Annotated in this window: 16 protein-coding genes; 7 read left to right on the top strand and 9 right to left on the bottom strand. The window is 73.6% G+C overall.

Annotation, left to right across the window (positions count from 1 at the left end):
* Window positions 1-205: 205 nt before the first annotated feature.
* A complete protein-coding gene (locus ABZZ04_RS23125) occupies window positions 206-937 on the bottom strand; it encodes a DUF6193 family natural product biosynthesis protein (protein ID WP_356934090.1) in 732 nt (243 codons plus the stop codon).
* A 295-nt stretch (window positions 938-1,232) separates the two neighbouring features.
* On the opposite strand from ABZZ04_RS23125, the gene ABZZ04_RS23120 reads away from it, so the two are divergent.
* The 4 genes from ABZZ04_RS23120 (at window position 1,233) to ABZZ04_RS23105 (ending at window position 3,337) form a co-directional block, all read left to right on the top strand.
* Entirely contained in the window at window positions 1,233-1,628 is a 396-nt protein-coding gene (locus tag ABZZ04_RS23120; RefSeq protein ID WP_356934089.1) for a hypothetical protein, read from the top strand.
* A 63-nt stretch (window positions 1,629-1,691) separates the two neighbouring features.
* Entirely contained in the window at window positions 1,692-2,027 is a 336-nt protein-coding gene (locus ABZZ04_RS23115; RefSeq protein WP_356934088.1) for a hypothetical protein, read from the top strand.
* Window positions 2,011-2,442, top strand: coding sequence for a cupin domain-containing protein (locus tag ABZZ04_RS23110; RefSeq protein WP_356934087.1), 432 nt, complete (start codon window positions 2,011-2,013; stop codon window positions 2,440-2,442). Before ABZZ04_RS23115 ends, ABZZ04_RS23110 begins: the two co-directional genes overlap by 17 nt.
* 142 nt (window positions 2,443-2,584) lie before the next feature.
* Window positions 2,585-3,337 (top strand): DJ-1/PfpI family protein, encoded by a 753-nt coding sequence (locus tag ABZZ04_RS23105; RefSeq protein WP_356934086.1) that lies wholly within the window; start codon window positions 2,585-2,587, stop codon window positions 3,335-3,337.
* A gap of 137 nt (window positions 3,338-3,474) precedes the next feature.
* Here the strand turns inward: ABZZ04_RS23105 and ABZZ04_RS23100 are convergent, their stop codons facing one another.
* The 8 genes from ABZZ04_RS23100 to ABZZ04_RS23065 all read right to left on the bottom strand — a co-directional run bounded on the left by ABZZ04_RS23100 (window position 3,475) and on the right by ABZZ04_RS23065 (window position 12,070).
* Entirely contained in the window at window positions 3,475-4,104 is a 630-nt protein-coding gene (locus tag ABZZ04_RS23100) for a sigma-70 family RNA polymerase sigma factor (protein WP_356934085.1), read from the bottom strand.
* A 247-nt stretch (window positions 4,105-4,351) separates the two neighbouring features.
* The gene (locus ABZZ04_RS23095; RefSeq protein WP_356934084.1) at window positions 4,352-5,194 is read right to left on the bottom strand and encodes a hypothetical protein; all 843 of its coding nucleotides are present in this window, start codon (window positions 5,192-5,194) and stop codon (window positions 4,352-4,354) included.
* Between the two features lie 136 nt (window positions 5,195-5,330).
* Entirely contained in the window at window positions 5,331-5,849 is a 519-nt protein-coding gene (locus ABZZ04_RS23090; protein WP_356934083.1) for a copper chaperone PCu(A)C, read from the bottom strand.
* On the bottom strand, window positions 5,849-8,137 hold the full coding sequence (locus tag ABZZ04_RS23085; protein WP_356934082.1) for a heavy metal translocating P-type ATPase: 2,289 nt from the start codon (window positions 8,135-8,137) through the stop codon (window positions 5,849-5,851). The genes ABZZ04_RS23090 and ABZZ04_RS23085 overlap by 1 nt, the downstream gene beginning before the upstream one ends.
* Window positions 8,137-8,361, bottom strand: a complete 225-nt coding sequence (locus tag ABZZ04_RS23080) for a hypothetical protein (RefSeq protein ID WP_356934081.1) — start codon at window positions 8,359-8,361, stop codon at window positions 8,137-8,139. Before ABZZ04_RS23080 ends, ABZZ04_RS23085 begins: the two co-directional genes overlap by 1 nt.
* Before the next feature lie 227 nt (window positions 8,362-8,588).
* Window positions 8,589-9,278 (bottom strand): DUF5134 domain-containing protein, encoded by a 690-nt coding sequence (locus tag ABZZ04_RS23075; protein ID WP_356934080.1) that lies wholly within the window; start codon window positions 9,276-9,278, stop codon window positions 8,589-8,591.
* Window positions 9,275-10,894, bottom strand: a complete 1,620-nt coding sequence (locus tag ABZZ04_RS23070) for a PepSY domain-containing protein (RefSeq protein WP_356934079.1) — start codon at window positions 10,892-10,894, stop codon at window positions 9,275-9,277. The genes ABZZ04_RS23075 and ABZZ04_RS23070 overlap by 4 nt, the downstream gene beginning before the upstream one ends.
* 156 nt (window positions 10,895-11,050) lie before the next feature.
* A complete protein-coding gene (locus tag ABZZ04_RS23065) occupies window positions 11,051-12,070 on the bottom strand; it encodes a carbon-nitrogen hydrolase family protein (RefSeq protein ID WP_356934078.1) in 1,020 nt (339 codons plus the stop codon).
* Window positions 12,071-12,498: 428 nt separating this feature from the next.
* Here ABZZ04_RS23065 and ABZZ04_RS23060 point away from each other — a divergent pair, with 428 nt between their 5' ends.
* From ABZZ04_RS23060 to ABZZ04_RS23050, 3 genes are all read left to right on the top strand, one after another.
* Window positions 12,499-13,812 carry a Clp protease N-terminal domain-containing protein gene (locus ABZZ04_RS23060; RefSeq protein ID WP_356934077.1) on the top strand — a complete coding sequence of 438 codons (1,314 nt, stop codon included), beginning with the start codon at window positions 12,499-12,501 and terminating at the stop codon, window positions 13,810-13,812.
* An 85-nt stretch (window positions 13,813-13,897) separates the two neighbouring features.
* Complete coding sequence (locus tag ABZZ04_RS23055) at window positions 13,898-15,499, top strand: histidine kinase (RefSeq protein WP_356934076.1); 1,602 nt, start codon at window positions 13,898-13,900, stop codon at window positions 15,497-15,499.
* Between the two features lie 4 nt (window positions 15,500-15,503).
* Window positions 15,504-16,157, top strand: coding sequence for a response regulator transcription factor (locus tag ABZZ04_RS23050; RefSeq protein ID WP_356934075.1), 654 nt, complete (start codon window positions 15,504-15,506; stop codon window positions 16,155-16,157).
* Window positions 16,158-16,202 lie beyond the last annotated feature (45 nt).

Raw genomic sequence — 16,202 nt, 5'->3', positions numbered from 1 at the left:
GACACGTCGACCGAATCGGGATGCTCAAACGCCGGATGTCAGGCCGGGCCGGCTTTCACCTCCTCCGCAGGCGCGTCCTGTTCCACCCGTGAACCGCAGGTCGGACCGTTGTCGGGCGGCCAGTTGGATTTCCCCGTCCGCGACCGTCCGACGGGGAGCCGACTGGCCACGGGACCGGTGACGGTCCGTGACCCGGCTGCGCCCGTCATCCATCTTGTTCGACAGTTCCCGCGACGGCCGGACCGAGATCGGCGGGGAGGTGGCGCACTGCCAGGGCGACGGCTTCCTCGGCTGTGGCGGCCTCGCCGAGAACGTCATCGGAGAGCGGATGCCTCTTCACACGGAATGGGCTGCCACTGTGTGACGGGGTGATGGCCACCTCAATGCGGAACGGGTACCCGGTGCAGGAGCTGAAGCCGAGCGTCCAGTGGCTGGAGAATACATAGAGCCGTCGCAGCCGTGATTCGGCATGAGCCGCTTCCACGAGTTCGCCGAACCCTGTGAAACCCGGTTCCTCGGCCGCCTCCTCCCGCATTGTGCGCCACTGCAGCTCCACCACCGCGGCCGGCCCCCGTTCGTGAGCTTCGGCGCGCTCGCCGGAGCGCAGAAACGACAGCTCCGCCCGCAGTTCCCGCAGGCTCCTGCCCTGACCCCATGCCGCTCCGGCCCTGACGACATCCGCCAGGTCGGACGTGGCTCCGGTGATGAGTTCGACTCCGCGACTCCAGCCGGAGACACCGAACCAGCGGCTCTCCGCCCCGATGTGAACGGATAGCGGCTTGCGTTCAGGGACCGACGAGGCGATCCTCGCCGAAACGAGTGGGCCCCAGTCGTCCGGTACCACTGTGAGGTCGGTACCGAGTTCGGCCGCCAGCTGCTCCAGCGCTGCGGCCAGGCTGCCCGCAGCAGCCAGATCAGGGTAGAGGTCGGAGTCCACCTTCATAGTCTGCTGTCGCGACGCCACCAAGAGAACGGCGATCGGACGTTGCAGCGAGGCCGTGGGCACGTGACTGCGACTGTCCGTTGCTCACGGCCCGGGGAGCCATTGGCATCACACTCGGTCAGCCCTCCACGGAAAGCGAGCCAGAGCCCGGCTTCGGGAGGCGCTGTCGTCTGCTCTGTTCGGTCGGGGTGCAGTGATCGCGCCTCAACATCCGCGAGCGCCACGCCGGTTGATGGTGCCCTGCACACCATCGAACACGGTTGCGGCGGCCAGGGGCGATCATGGAACCATGAACCATCTCGGCGAGGCGCATCTGCGCACCTGGACGCTGCGCTTCATGGCTCTCCTGGCAGCCGGGGCCCGGGACCAGCTTGCTTGGCTGGGCGAGCGTGAGCTGGAGACGAAGGACGTCGTCGAAGAGGTGGAGTTGCTCTGCCGTGTCTCCGAAGAACTCGCGGAGCGCGGAGCCTTCGAGCCCGAGGACATGCGTAATCTCCGGGCCATCGGCCGGCGCCTCGGCGAGATCGATGCCACCTGCCGCGTCGGCCTCTGGGGCAATGCCCTGACCACGGATCCGGCGTGGGACGACATCCGTTCTCTCGCCCGCCGGTTCCTCCTCGCGAGGCTGGGCGACTGGCGTCAGCCACTGCCACGTCCTGTGCCCCCGCACACGGGCGACCGCTGAGCACATCCAGGCCGCCTCACGGCCGAAGTCGTCGGGGACCGGGAGAACGTCGAGGGGACCCGCGTGGTGCTTCGCGAGGACGGAACGGCTCTTTTCGAAAAACTCGACGGACAGGACTTCGACTTCGAGAACGGTCGGCGCCTCTCCGGTACGGGAACCTGGCGGCTGGCCGACGGGGACGGCGGACAGGTCGTCCGGCTCACGCCGACAGCCCGGAAACGGGTGGAGAGACGTTCCCCCGTGACAGGGACCGATGCCCCGGCCCTGGAGCCCCCGTCGACGTACAGGTGGTCCTTCTACGTGGACCGCGACTGGCACGACAAGTTGAAACTGTTCTTCTTCTACGGCGATCCCGACGTCGGGAACACGTATGTGATGACGCGTGGGCCCGTGTCGTAGCGGGCACCGCCTCGCGATCGCCGAGTCCGTTTTTGCCCCGCACACCCAGGGACCGCCGCAGCACCGCCACGCCCGGCACGACGAGGGCTTCTACGTCCTCTCCGGCACCGTGCGGTTCACCGTCGGGGACGAGCACCACGACGCCACCGCGGGCACGCTCGTGATGGTTCCGCCCGGTACCCCGCACACCTTCGCCAATCCGGCCGACCGACCCGCCGTCATGCTCAGCACCTTCACCCCCGACCTGTACGTGCAGTACTTCCGGGACCTCCAGGAGGCGCTCGCCGACGGCCGGCCGCCGACACCACGGGCCGACATCGACGTGATGAGCCGCTACGCGACCGAGCCCGCGACAGACTTCGCCGCCGGGCCCGCCACCCACCTCGCCGCCGGGCCCGCGACCGACCCAGCCTGAGCCGGCGGACCGGGCCTCCTCCGGGCCTCCTTCGGCAAGGGAGGCAATCGTGCGACCCCCGGCGCCGGTGGGAACTGCGGGAACTGGAGGCGGCCGCCGCCCGACTCCTGTCATGTCGTCACCCCAGGAACAGGAGCACCACATGGATCGCAGGCAGCTACTCAGGGTCACCACCGCCCTCGGCGCCACGGGCGCGCTCGCGGCCACCGCCACCACCGCCCGGGCCACCGGGCCGGGGCCGGCCGCCCCCGGCCCGACCCGGTCCGGTCCGGCCCGACCGCTGCGCGTACAGGTCGTGATGTTCGACGGCGTCGAGGAGCTGGACTTCGCGGCCCCGTACGAGGTCTTCTCCGCAGCCGGGTTCTTCACCCCGCGCCCGGTGGAGGTCCGGTACGTCTCGGCCACCGGTGCCCGCCGGGTCACCTGCGCGTACGGCACGGTCGTCCGGGACATCGGCCCCTGGGCCCCGGGCGAGGCGGACGTGCTCGTCGTCCCGGGCGGTGGTTACGCGCGGCGCGACAGCCCCGGGGTGTGGGCCGAGATCGACCGAGGCACTCTGCCCCGCGCCCTGGCGGACGCGCCCCGCCCGGGGCTGACCGTCTCGGCTCTCTGCACCGGCGTCATGCTCCTCTCGGCCGCGGACCTCACGAAGGGCCGCCCCTGCACCACCCACCACAAGGCCAAACCGGATCTGGAGGAACAGGGCGGTCTGCTGAGGAACGCCCGCGTCGTCGACGACGGCGACCTCGTCACCGCGGGCGGCATCACCTCCGGTCTCGACCTCGCCCTCTGGCTCGTACGCCGCGAACTCGGTCCGGACGCGGTGGTGAACCTGGAGGGGATGCTGGAGTACGAGGCCCGGGGCACCGTCTGGACTTCCCGCCCGACCCGCTGAGGCCGGGCCGGAGCTCCCCGCTGCCCGGGGAGTTCCACGTCGGGGCCCGGACGCCGGCCGACGGCAGCCGGAGCGCGTCGCGCTCGACCGCCGTCGGCCGGAGCACCGGCCCGCGACCTTCCGGTACGGGACGGTGCTCAGGCGGTCCGTGCCAGGGCCTCCGCCCCGTCGTGCTCCAACTGCGCGGTCAGGGCGGTACGCGCGCGGGCCACCCGGGAGCGGACCGTGCCGACCGGGCAGCCCGCCGCGCGGGCGGCCTCCGCGTAGGAGAGCCCGAGCAACTGGGTGAGGACGAACGCCTGTCGGCGGTCGTACGGGAGCGTGGCCAGGAGTTCCTGGAGCGCCACCCCTTCCTCGAAGCCGGGCAGCCCGGTCGGCTGGGCGCGTTCGACGGTCGCGCGCCAGTCGTCGGTGTCGGCGAGCAGGGGACGCGCGGCGGCCCGGCGGAAGTCGTCGACGACGGCGCGGCGCGCGATGGTGAGGAGCCAGGCACGGGCCGAGGAGCGGCCCTCGAAGCGGTGCAGGGTGCGCAACGCGCGCAGGAACGTGTCCTGCGCGAGGTCCTCGGCGGCCTGCGGATCGGCGGACAGGTGGGCCACGTACCGCACGACGTCGCGGTGCAGGGCCCGTACGAAGGCGTCGGCGGCCTCGCGGTCCCCGGCGCGGGCGGCCAGCGCCCAGCCGGTCGAGACGGTGTCCTCCGCAGTCCTGTCGCGCGGGACGGCGGCGCACTGCGACCCGCGCGGGGCGGGCAGTGTGGTGTTCATCGCCAGGTGTGTCCTTCACGGATCGGTCCGGAACCCGGGCGTCCGGTGACGGCGCGGGGCGCGCGGCGGCTGCGGCGCGCGTGGCGGCGGTACGGGACGGGTCCGGGTCTCCGGTGAATGGGGCACCCGGGCCCTTCGGGGCCGGGTGTGCCGGAGGACTCCCGCTGCGCGCGGGCACGGCGGCGGACCGGTCGGCGACCGGTCGCGGCCGGGGTCTCGTACGTCCTCCGGAATGCCTGCCGCGTCCTCAGAACGCGGCGAGCACCCCGGGCGGCCCGCGCCGGTCCCGCGCGCGGGCGCACCGCAGGCCCAGCGGCAGCCGGTCGCTCAGGCCCCGGCGGGGGCGCAGACGGCGGCGCGGGGCCGGCAACGGTGCTGTGAGGAGGGGGTGGAGCGGAGCGAGCAGCCGGCTCGCGACCGCGCGCAGGACCTGGAAGGCGGCGCGTTCGCCGCGGGCCAGCCACACGCCGCAGAGGAGGGCGGCGAGGACGTGCGCGGCGAGCATCCCCGTCGAGGACATCCCGGCCATGTCGTGACCCATGTGGTCCATGGGGCCGATGTGGGCCATGGGGCCCATGTGGTCCATGGCGGAGGCGGGTTCCGTGCCGGCCATGTGCTCCATGCCGGTCATCACGCCATTCATGCCACTCGCACCACTCGCACCACTCGCACCACTCGCACCACTCGCACCACTCGCACCACTCATGCCGCTCATGGCCGAGTGGTCCATGCCCGCCATGTGGTGCATGCCCGCCATGGCGTCCGGTGGTGCCGCGCCCGCTCCGGCGACGGTCCGCGCGGCCGTGCCCACGGTCGTTCCCCCGGCGGTCGCGAGGGCGGACTGCGCGGTGGCGAAGGCGTTGTGCAGCACGCCCTGGGCCGCGACCGCGAGGCCCGTGACGAGCCAGGGGCCGCGCTCGCGGGCGGCGAACCACCAGCCGGGAACCGCGAGTGCGAGGAAGCCGGCGGCGAGCACCCAGAAGGGAATCGGGTCCTCGGACATGAGGACGTGCCCGGTCGCGGCGAGCGCGACGGAGACGGCGGCGAACATCGCCGCCCTCACCGCGCGTCCGACCGGCCCAGCCTCCATGGCGCCTCATCCTCCCATCGAGGAGGGCCGGGCGACATGGCGGGTCGTCCGGTTCATCGCGAATGCCGGAAAAGCGGCTGCTGGAGCGGAGTTCCGGCATATGCGGCGGGAACAGGCGGCGGTGCGGGGCATGGTGCTACGGGCGGAGCGGGCGGCCCGTCCCCGTACCCGGCCGGACCACCACCGCCCGGACCCCCAACGGCTTCCCGTGCGTGAAGCGCAGCGTGAAGGAGACCTCTTCGCCGGGCCGCCACGTCCCCTTCGGCCGTACGGTCACGTCGATCCCGTACGGGGACATCGTGAGCCCCTCCCCGGCCGGGACGGCGGCGGAGTCCACCGGCCGCCGGTACGCGGCGCCGGAGGACGTCATGCGGTGTTCGCTCAGCGCGGGGGGCGCGGCCGTGTCGGGCGAGGTGATCCCCACGAGCCGGTCGGCGGAACCGCCGTCGTTGGTGAGGGTGATGAAGGCGGCGGTCTCCGGCGTCGAGCCGGACGGCTGGAAGACGTACGCCCTCGCGACGGCCACGCGCGGCGGGCTCCCGGCACGTCCGCCCGCCGCCCAGGCGCCGAGACCGGCGAGGGCGATGCCGCAGGCGAGGACGGGGACGCCGACGGCGGCGAGCGGGGCGCGCAGGCGCGCGAGGGCGGTCGGCATCAGAGGGCCGCCCTCTGGGAGGGGGCCCGGCGCCGCGCGGCGGCTGCCGCCGGAGCCGGCTGCCAGTGGCGCAGACGGAGGCTGCCGAGGACGACGAGGACCGAGCTGAGGGACATCGCGGCGGCGGCGAGCATCGGGTCGAGCAGGCCCACCATGGCGAGCGGGATGGTGACGACGTTGTAGCCGAAGGCCCACAACAGGTTGCCGCGGATGGTGGCGAGGGTGCGGCGGGCGAGGCGTACGGCGTCGGCCAGGGCCTCGATGTCGTCGCGTACGAGGGTGACGTCGGCGGCACCGATGGCGACATCGGTGCCCGTGCCCATCGCGATGCCGAGGTCGGCCCCGGCGAGCGCCGCCGCGTCGTTGACGCCGTCCCCGACGACCGCGACCCGCTTTCCCTCCGCGCGCAGCGCACGGACGAGCTCCGCCTTGCGTTCGGGGGTGCAGCGGGAGTACGTCTCGTCGATGCCGAGCGCGGCGGCGACGGCCCGTGCGGGCTCCTCCCGGTCCCCGGTGGCGAGGACGGGGTGCACACCGAGGCGGCGGAGCCGGTCCACGGCGCGGTAGCTGCCGGGGCGTACGACGTCGCCGAGCGCGAGGACGGCCTCGGGCCGTCCGTCGACCCGGACCAGGACGGGGGTGTGGGCGGCCTCCAGGGCGGCGGCGAGGGCCGTGCCCAGTTCTTCGGGCAGCTCGCCCCCGGGCGCGCCGACCTCGACGAGCCGCCCGTCCACACGCCCGCGCACGCCGTTGCCGGGCGTCGCGGTGAACTCGCCGAGCGCGTCGGGCCGTACCGCGCCCTCGGGGAGGGAGCGCCCGGCGTGGCGGACGAGGGCCCGGCCGAGCGGGTGCTCGGAGCCGGTCTCGACGGTCGCCGCGAGCCGCAGCACCTCCTGCGCGCCGGGGCCGTCCGCGCGTGCGGTGAGGGAGGCGACGGTGAGGTGGCCGGAGGTGAGCGTGCCGGTCTTGTCGAGCACGACGGTGTCGATCCGCCGGAGGGTTTCGAGGGCCTGCGGGCCCTTGACGAGGACGCCGAGCCGGGCGCCCCGGCCGGTGGCGGCCATGAGCGCGGTGGGGGTCGCGAGCCCGAGCGCGCAGGGGCAGGCGACGACGAGGACGGCGACGCACGCCGTGAAGGCGGGCTGCGGGTCCGCCCCCGCGCCGAGCCAGAAACCGAGCACGGTGACGGCGAGGACGAGGACGACCGGCACGAAGACCCCGGCCACGGTGTCGGCGAGCCGCTGGGCGCGGGCCTTCCCGGCCTGGGCCTCGGTGACGAGGGCGGTGATGCGGGCGAGCCGGGTGTCGGCGCCGACGGCCGTCGCGCGTACGAGCAGGAGCCCGCCCGCGTTGACCGAGCCGCCCGTGACGGCGGAGCCGGCCGCGACCTCCACGGGCCGGGTCTCGCCGGTCACGAGGGACAGGTCCACGGCGGACGCGCCCTCCACGACCTCGCCGTCCGTCGCGACCCGTTCCCCGGGCCGTACGAGGAAGACCTGGCCCACCGCGAGGCGCTCGGCCGGGACGGTGCGCTCCACGGCCCCGTCCCGTACCGTCACCTCCTTCACCCCGAGCCCGGCGAGCGCACGCAGGGCGGCCGAGGTGCCACGCCGGGCACGGGCCTCCAGATGACGGCCGACGAGGACGAAGAGCGGGATGCCGACCGCCGCTTCGAGGTAGACGTGGGCCGTCCCGTCCGACGCGGTGGGCAGCAGCGCGAAGGACATCCGCATGCCGGGGACGCCGGCGCCGCCGAGGAAGAGCGCGTAGGAGGACCAGCCGAAGGAGGCGAGGACGCCGAGGGAGACGAGCGTGTCCATCGTCGCCGCGCCGTGCCGCAGCCCGCGCAGGGCCCGCTCGTGGAAGGGCCACGCGCTCCAGGAGACGACGGGCGCGGCGAGCACGAAGCACAGCCACTGCCAGTTGCGGAACTGGAGCGGGGGCGCCATCGACAGTACGAGGACGGGGACGGCGAGCAGCGCGGTCACCAGGAGCCGCTGCGGGACACCGGGGCCGGTCCCTTCGTCGCCCCGGTCCTCCCCGGAGGCGGGTGGTCCGGGGAGACGTGCGCTGTACCCGGCCTTCTCGACGACGGCGACGAGCGCGTCCGCACCGAGGTCCGCCGGATGCTCGACGCGGGCCGTACCGGTCGCGAGATTGACGGTGGCGCGTACGTCCTCCAGGGCGCCGAGCTTCTTCTCGACCCTGCGCACGCAGGCCGCGCACGTCATGCCGCCGACGATCAGATCGGTCGTGACGAGGGTGCGCGGAGCGGTCTCCCGGCCCATCAGTGGCCCATCCCGTCCATGCCGTCCGTCTCGTCCATGCCGTCCATGTCGTGCGGGCCCGGGCCGTCGTCCTGGTGGGAGCCCCCGCGCAGGTCGGGGGCGACCGGTCCGGCGAGGCGCCCCACCCCGTACGAGACGGCGAAGAGCGCGACGAGCAGAAGCAGGAAACCCCCGAGCGGCGCGTACGGCACGGGGGTGGAACGCCGTCCGGAGGAAGGCGTCACCGAGTGGTCCATGAGGGAGGCTCCGGCGAGAGTGCGGGTCGTACGGTCCAGAGGTCGGCCGGACCGGGCCCCGAGTTCCCCCACTTCCGGGTGACCCGCGTCACATGTCGGACACCTGTCACACGCGCCCCAGGAACATCGAGGCCCAGGAGCATCGCACCCCAGGAACATTGCGGTCCGGGGCGCGTGCCCGGTGCCCGGGACCGTACGGATCGCCCCTGCGCGGATCACACCATCACGACGAACATCACCGCCATGCCCAGCGCCATCAGCCCATGACAGCCCAGGTCCCACGCGGCGTGCACCGCGCTGCTCGGATTCGTGCCGCTCGGGCCCGCGCCGCCCGAAGCCGTGCCGTTCGTCGTGCGGGGCGCGAGGCGGCCGGTGTCGAAGCCCCTCGCGAGCCACCACAGTGCGAACACCAGCAGGAGGAGGGCGAGCAGCGCCGCGCTCCAGCGGTCGGCGGTGCCGTCGAGCGTCATCGTCGCGGTCGCTCCCGGGGCCGACATGTCCATCCCGGGCATGTCGTGCGCGTGGCCCCCGCCCGTCGCGCCCATGGACATGGCCGAGGACATCGCGGCGACCATCCACGCCATCGCCCCGGTCATCACGGTGTGCGGCAGCGCGTCCACGAGGGCGCGCGCCCTCGACCCGGGACCGTTCGGCAGGGCGAGGGCGGCCGCCACGAACCAGGCCGCGGCGACGGAGAAGAAGACCACCTGCGGTGTGCCGGGCAGGTCCATGCCCCAGGACCAGGCCATCGCGAACATGGCGAGGGCCATGACCGCGTGCAGGGCGTGGGCGAGCCGCGCGGTCCACGGGCGGGAGCGGGCGGTGAGGGCGCGCCACAGTCCGTGGGCGGCGAGCGCGCAGAAGAGCAGTGTCAGGATCCAGCGCAGCCCGGTGGCGGCGATCATCGGACCGTCTCCTTCGATGTCCCGGCGTGCGCCTCCGTGTGCGCGCGCTCGCGTCGGCGTACCTGTGCGACCGTCAGATCCACGAGCAGGAAACAGATCAGGGGCAGCCCGAACAGCGGCAGGCAGTGGGCGAGGACTGCGGCCACGACGACGAGCGGCGCCATGACCCTGCCCGGCACCCGGCGCCAGGCCCCCCGCACCGGCGGACGGCCGAACCGTGTCCCGCCCGCCCGGGTGGGCCTGCGCAGCCACCACATGCGGTAGCCCCAGAGGAGCATCCCGATGAGCGCGACGGCGACGAGCGCGAGGGCGATCTGGTTGGCGGGGCCGAAGAGCAGGCCCATGTGGGCGTCGATGCCCCAGCGGGTGAGCTTGGCGAGGACGGGGAAGTCGTCGAAGAGCAGTTTGTCCGTGACCTCGCCGGTGGCCGGGTCGATCGCGATCGAGTCCTGCTGCTCGGGCCAGTGCCGTGTGTTCTCGCGGACGACGTACGCGCTTCCGGTGTCCGCGGGCGGGGTGATGACGAGTCTGCCGCGCAACCCTTCGGCGCGGGCGATGCGGACGGCTTCGTCGAGATCGACCTTCGCGGCGGGAGAGCCGGTGCGGGAGTCGGCGGGAGAGCCGGTGGGGGAGCCGACCGGGGAACCGTCCGCCCCTGCCCCCGCTCCCGCCGCCGGGCCGCCGTGCGTGCCGTGGTCGAGGGTCGAGGAGACGGAGGGCGTCGCCCCGCCCAGCGAGTCCTGGAGCCTGCCGATGGTCGTGCCCGCGTGCGCCGACCAGGTCAGCCCGGTCGCCGAGAGGGCGAGGAGGCCGATCGACGCCCACAGCCCGACCGCCCCGTGCCAGGACAGTGTGCGTCTGCGCCCCTTCGGGCCCCGGCGCGGCACGAACAGCCGGCGCAGCCGCTCCCGGCTCCGTGGCGCCCCGAGCCACAGCGCGATCCCGCCGAGCACCTCGACCCACAGCCAACTCGCGGCGATCTCGCTGTAGTTGCGGCCGAATTCGCCGAGGTTCAGATTGCGGTGCAGGTCGTCGAACCAGGACCGCACGGGCAGCCACTCGCCGGAGGTGAGCAGTGTGCCGCGCACCTCGGCGTCGTACGGATCGACGAAGGCGGTCCGTGTGCGGCCCTCGGGCAACCCCTCGACGTCGAAGCCGACCCGGGTGGTGTCGTCGGCCCCCGCGCCCTTGGTGACGGAGACGAGCCGCCCGCCGGGCACCGCCTCGCGGGCGGCTTCCACCTGGGCGGTGAGCGGCTTCGGCTCGCCGCGCGGGGTGACCTTCAGTTCATGCCGGTGGACGACGGACTCGATCTGTGGGGCGGCCGTGTAGAGCAGTCCGGTGACGGCCGCGACGAGCAGGAACGGGCCGACGAGGACGCCCGCGTAGAAGTGCAGGCGGAGCAGGAGCGGACGCAACCCGCTCCAGGTGCCGCCGCCGTCGCCCGGCATGGACGCGGACGTGGTGAAGTCCTCGACCGGGGCGGTCCTTTCGGCCGGGGAGGTCCCTTCGGTCGAGGCGGTCCTTTCGGCCGGGGAAGTCTCTTCGGTCGGGGAAGTCTCTTCGGCCGGGCGCTGCCGGGACGGTGGCGACGAGGCGGGCGTGGTCTCGGTCATCGAATCTTCCTCATACGTGGACCGGTGGGGACGGTGACGTACAGGAGTCGGTGCGAGAGGTGCGCGAGTTCCCGCACACGTGGTGTGACGCGGGTCACGGTGCGGGAACGGGTTCTGCCGGCCGATTGGCGGGGCGCGGGAGCCGATGCCGTCCGCTCAGGTCGTACCGGCCGCCGGGGCGGTGGTGTCGTCGCTCGGGGCGGCAGGCCACTCGCGGTGTCCTTCGTCGTGCCAGAGCGGCCGCCGGTCGACCCGCAGGCCGAGGATCTCCGGTCGCGCGTAGTGGCCGCGGGAGTCGACCCAGACCTTGACGGCGTCGATGTCGGCGAGGTCGATCCCGGCGGTGACGAGCTTCTCCTCGGCGCCGGTGTGCGGGCCGGCGAGGTACTGGTTGAAGGGGTGGATCACGGCCGACCAGCCGCCGCCCGCGGTGATGTGCTTCTGCGGTCCGACGGTGGACTCCATCCACCGCAGGCACGTCTCGTCCACCGGGTTCCCGGCGGAGACGACGAACGCCTGTGCCGTGAGCGCGTGGGTCTTCATCATGGCGTCGATCTGGATGTCGGCGACGGCCTCGAAGCCGGCCATGGTGGACAGGCCGGGCCATGCTGCCGCGTGGATCTGCTGGCCCTGGGTGATCAGGGACTGCCGGGCCAGGTTCATGGTGTGCTCCCAGCAGGCCAGGCCACCGATCCGGCCCAGGGCGCTGTCGAAGACGCTGAGGGTGGCGCCGCCGCCCTGGGCCCACACGATCCGTTCGGCGTAGGTGGGCTGGAGCTTGCGGTGGACTCCGAGGAGAGTGCCGTCGGGTTCGACGAAGACCTGGCTGTTGAAGCACGTGCGGGTCCCCGGGAGCCGTTCGCTGACACCGAGGACGACACCGGCCCCGGCGCGGGCACAGGCGGCCTGGACCCGGGCGATCTGCGGACCGGGCACCTCGACGGACGCCTCGGCGTAGGCGGCGTTGGCGCCCTGCTGGTCCAACGGGGCGTATGCCTCGATCCAGTACGGGTAACCGGGCACGAAGGTCTCGGGGAACACCAGCAGGTCGATGCCTTCCCGGCCGGCCTGCTCGACGAAGCGGACGACCTTGTCGACGGTCGCCTCGGTGTCCATGAACACCGGAGCGGCGTGCACCGCCGCGACGGTTCGCTTCGTGGAAGCGGGAGATGGCATGTCGGAGCCCTTCTCGGAGGTGGGGCGCACCGGCCGGAACGGGCCGTCGAGCGGTGTCCGGGGCGCACGTCCGGGTGCGGATGGGTGGATGGGTGAGTGGTGAGCCGGTCACGAAGAAGCCTGCCACCGTTCGCAGCGACATGCGCCTACGCCGACCGGCTCGGACAGGACGAGTCAAGTTCTATCAACTCCTGGCACGGGAGCAGGAGTTCGAGAACGGTGCGTCGCCGCCGGAATGTCGCGCCTGAGCGCCTGAGCGCCTGAGCGCCGCCGTGGCCGCGTGCCGCCGTGCCTGCGTGCCGCCGTGCCTGCGTGCCGCCGTGGCCGATCGGCCCGAGGGCATGGCCGGTCGGCCGACGCGGTGCCGTGGCCGGTCCTCCTAGTGTCGAACCCGATCGGACACCGGAGCCGAAAGAGGGGGATGCTCGATGGATCAGCGAGGTACGACCACGGTGCACGGGGACGCCACGGCCGCGGCCGGTACGAGTGTGGAGTTCGAGACCGACGTCATGACGCTGCTCGTCGCGGCACTGCACGGCGCGGTCAAGTCCGGGGCGACGGCGGTGGGGACCGAGAACCTGTTGGCCGCGCTCGTGATGGGGGACAGCGACGCGGGTGCGGCGATCGCACCGGGGATGCGGAGGGCCGGTGCGCTCGGCGGCCTGGTCTCGGGACGGGGAGGAATCGGCTGGGCGAGTACGGACGACGCGGCCGGGACCGTGCCCGAAACCGCCGGGACCGCGGCCGACGAGGACGCGGCCGACGCCCATGAGATCACCGCCGCCTGGCGCGAGGCGCATTGGCGGTTCGGGCTCGACCCGCGCCGTCCGGCCGCAGGGAGCGACCGGCCGCTGCCCGGCATGACGGGAGCACTGCGCGTGTGCCTGCTGTCCGCGCTGAAGGCGGCCCGGGCCGAAGGGACCGTCTCCGTACGCTGTCGGCACGTGGCGCGCGCCCTGCTGGAGCTGCCGGACAGCCGCGCCCGCGAGGCACTGGTGGTGAGGAGGCTGGACCTGGCCGCCGCGGCGACCGCGCTCGACGCCCTGGACGCGAGTGCCCCGGCCGATTCGGAGCGGCCGGAGTCGTACGGCGTCCTGCTTCTTCGCCGGGCCGGCACGCTGGGCCGGAGCGGCAACCGTCTGACGCGCGCGCTGACGTCGTGGTTCTCCGGGTCGGGGCAGTACGGCTCCCCGTTGTTGTTCGCGGTGTTCCTCGAAGCGACCCGGCAGGCGGTGCGGTGCGGGCGTTCGGAGGCGCGCCCCGTCGACCTCCTGCTGGGCATCCTCGCCCTGGACCGTGCCCTGGCCGTCGCCGGGAAAGCCCTGCCCGAGGGCCTGGTGGCCGTCAACTCCGCCGCCACGCTGCTGAACCGGCACGGCGTACGGCTGGACCCGCTGAACCGGGCGGCGAACACCACTACGGAGGACGGTGCGGTGGGGGAGGTACTGTTCTCCGACACCGCCGAGCGGGTCAAGGCCGTCGCCCAGCTCACGGCCGCCGAGCACGGATCGGCCACCGTCGGAACGGTGCACCTGCTGGCCGCTCTCCTCGACGAGTCCGCGGCGGACGTCCCGGCCCAGGGCGCCACGACCCCGGACGGCCGGCCCCAGGGCACCCCGGCCCAGGACACCGCGACCTCGGACACCACGGCCCAGGAAGCCACGGTCATCGGGTTGTTGACTGACCATCACGTGGACGTCGCCGCGCTGCGGGCCGACCTGCCGCTCGGGCCGGGCGCGTGACGGCGGTGGCCGCCGGGACACGGCAGCCCGGTCCGGCGCTACCGTCCATCCCGGCGAGTCCATTGCGTCGGAGGCGGAGACGACCATGAGTGAGGTACCCGAGAACGCCGACCGGGCCCGTGTGCCCGCCTGGCGGGGGCCGGGTGACGTGGTCCGGTGGGTGCGTGCGGAGGTGGTCGCGAGCCGGGCCGCCGTACGGGACGCCGCGCGTACGGCCGTCGCCGTCGATGTCGCGCTGGGCGTCCTCGTGCTGGCCCTCGGACTGGTCCCGCTGCTGGTGGTGCATCCGGCCCGGCCCGTCCTGGCGGTGCTGGAGGCGTTGTGGGCGGCGCTGCTCGTGGTGGGGCGGCGCGGGCGGCCCGTGGCGGCGGTGGTGTGCACCGCACCGCTGCTGGTGGGTGCCAATGTGTGGACGCTGGCGGCGATTTCGCTGATCGTGCTGTCCGCCACCCGCCGGATCGCGCCGCCACGACGTGCGTGGCGGGTGGTGGGGGCGACCTGCGCGGTGGTCGGGGTGCTGACCGTCGTACGCGGCTTCTTCCGTTGGGATTCCCTGCCGGCGGACCTGGCCGGCAACGCGGTCTCCGCGGTACTGCTTCTCCTCCTCCCGGCCCTGTCGGGGACGTTGCTCGGCAGACGGCGGCCCCTGGTCGGCCTGTTGCGGGAACGCAACGCCTATCTGGAACAGACCCGTGCGCTGACCGCGGCGGCGGCCCGGATGGAGGAGCGGACCCGGATAGCCGGCGAGATGCACGACCTCCTCGGCCACCGGCTGAGCCTGATCTCGGTGCACGCCGGGGCGCTGGAACTGGCCGCCGGACGACAGGCCCCCGCCCTCGCGGGACAGGCGGAACTGCTGCGCACGACGGCCGGTACGGCGATGGACGAGTTGCGCGAGATCCTCGGTGTGCTCCGGCACACGGACCTCGCGGACGAGGGCGAGGACGCCGCCGCGGACACGGGTGCGCGGGGGACGTACGAGGACATCTCCGCGCTGGTCACGCAGTCCCGGCAGACGGGCCGCGGGCCGGTGGAGCTGGTGTGGTCGCTCCCCGCGGCGGCCGAGGTCGACGCCCGTACCCGGCAGGCGGTCCACCGGGTGGTCCGCGAGGGGCTGACGAACGTACTGAAACACGCCTCCGGCGCACCCGTGCGGGTGGAGGTCCGGGCCGAGGGCGCGGAGCTCGTGGTCGGTGTGGTGAACGGGGCTCCGCGCGAGGGCGACCACTCGCAGGGAGGCACGCACAGCGGTCTGGCCGGTCTGCACGAGCGGGTCTCCATGCTGGGCGGCACGTTCGCGGCGGGGCCCCTGCCGGACGGGGGCTTCGCCGTGACGGCCCGTCTGCCCTCCCGCGACGTCGACGGCGGCCCCCTGCCCGCCCGTGCTCGACCCCCGGCCGATGCCCCCGTGCACGAGCCGCCGATGTCCGGGACCACGGCACACGGACCGCAGACGTTCGGGGCACCGGCATACGGACCACCGGCATACGGACCACCGGCGTACGGCGGACCGTCGGCGTTCGGGGCACCGGCCACCGGCCGGGGCCGGAGGGGGGCGCACGCCCCGGTGCGGGCCGAGGTGCTGACCTGGCCGCGGATCCTGGGAGCCGGCTGCGCCGCGGTGGCCGTGGTCCTGCCCACGGTGGGCTTCCTGGTCGTACTGCTGGTGGCGGCGGTCCTAAGATGAGCGGGTGATCCGAGTTCTGGTTGCCGACGACGAGGCGCTGATGCGTGCGGGCATCCGGCTGATCCTGGAGAACGCCGAGGACATCGAGGTCGTGGCCGAGGCCGCCGACGGCGGGGAGGCGGCAGCGGCCTGCCGGTCCCAGGAGGTCGACGTCGCGCTCCTCGACCTCCAGATGCCGGGCCGGGACGGGATCGCGGCCGCGCAGGACATCACCCGCCTCTCACCCCGCACGCATGTGGTGATGCTGACGGCCTTCGGCGAGGAGGCGAGCGTCACGCGTGCCCTGCGGGCCGGCGCGGCGGGCTACCTCCTCAAGGACACCGGTCCCAACGAACTGATCCACGCCGTCCGCCTGGCCGCGAAGGGCGAACCGGTCCTGGCCCCCCGCGTCACCCGCCAACTCCTCGAACGCCACGTCCAGTACGGCCGTGACACCGAGAACGCACTGCGCAGGATCGAGGAACTCACCCCGGCCGAACGCGACGTGCTGCGCCTGCTCGGCCAGGGCCTGTCCAACCCCGAGATCGCCGACGAGCTGTACATCAGCACCGGCACGGTCAAGGCGCACATCAGCCGCATCCTGACGCGCACGGGCAGCGCCAACCGCGTACAGGCGGCCGTGCTGGCGCATGACGCAGGGCTGCTGGGGGACCACTGAGCGGCTCACCGGCCGGGGCGCGGTCCAGGTTCATTCGTGGCGCGG

The organism is Streptomyces sp. NPDC006435, from assembly GCF_040612315.1.
Taxonomy (GTDB): domain Bacteria; phylum Actinomycetota; class Actinomycetes; order Streptomycetales; family Streptomycetaceae; genus Streptomyces.
The sequence above is the reverse complement of the archived record's forward strand: the minus strand, read 5'-3'. Positions and strand labels throughout refer to the sequence as shown.

What these genes read in the sequence shown, in the direction of transcription:
- ABZZ04_RS23120 (WP_356934089.1), top strand. Translation starts at nt 1,233, where the DNA reads ATGAACCATCTCGGCGAGGCGCATCTGCGCACCTGGACGCTGCGCTTC.
- ABZZ04_RS23105 (WP_356934086.1), top strand. Translation starts at nt 2,585, where the DNA reads ATGGATCGCAGGCAGCTACTCAGGGTCACCACCGCCCTCGGCGCCACG.
- ABZZ04_RS23100 (WP_356934085.1), bottom strand. Translation starts at nt 4,104, where the DNA reads ATGAACACCACACTGCCCGCCCCGCGCGGGTCGCAGTGCGCCGCCGTC.
- ABZZ04_RS23095 (WP_356934084.1), bottom strand. Translation starts at nt 5,194, where the DNA reads ATGGAGGCTGGGCCGGTCGGACGCGCGGTGAGGGCGGCGATGTTCGCC.
- ABZZ04_RS23090 (WP_356934083.1), bottom strand. Translation starts at nt 5,849, where the DNA reads ATGCCGACCGCCCTCGCGCGCCTGCGCGCCCCGCTCGCCGCCGTCGGC.
- ABZZ04_RS23085 (WP_356934082.1), bottom strand. Translation starts at nt 8,137, where the DNA reads ATGGGCCGGGAGACCGCTCCGCGCACCCTCGTCACGACCGATCTGATC.
- ABZZ04_RS23075 (WP_356934080.1), bottom strand. Translation starts at nt 9,278, where the DNA reads ATGATCGCCGCCACCGGGCTGCGCTGGATCCTGACACTGCTCTTCTGC.
- ABZZ04_RS23070 (WP_356934079.1), bottom strand. Translation starts at nt 10,894, where the DNA reads ATGACCGAGACCACGCCCGCCTCGTCGCCACCGTCCCGGCAGCGCCCG.
- ABZZ04_RS23065 (WP_356934078.1), bottom strand. Translation starts at nt 12,070, where the DNA reads ATGCCATCTCCCGCTTCCACGAAGCGAACCGTCGCGGCGGTGCACGCC.
- ABZZ04_RS23060 (WP_356934077.1), top strand. Translation starts at nt 12,499, where the DNA reads ATGGATCAGCGAGGTACGACCACGGTGCACGGGGACGCCACGGCCGCG.
- ABZZ04_RS23055 (WP_356934076.1), top strand. Translation starts at nt 13,898, where the DNA reads ATGAGTGAGGTACCCGAGAACGCCGACCGGGCCCGTGTGCCCGCCTGG.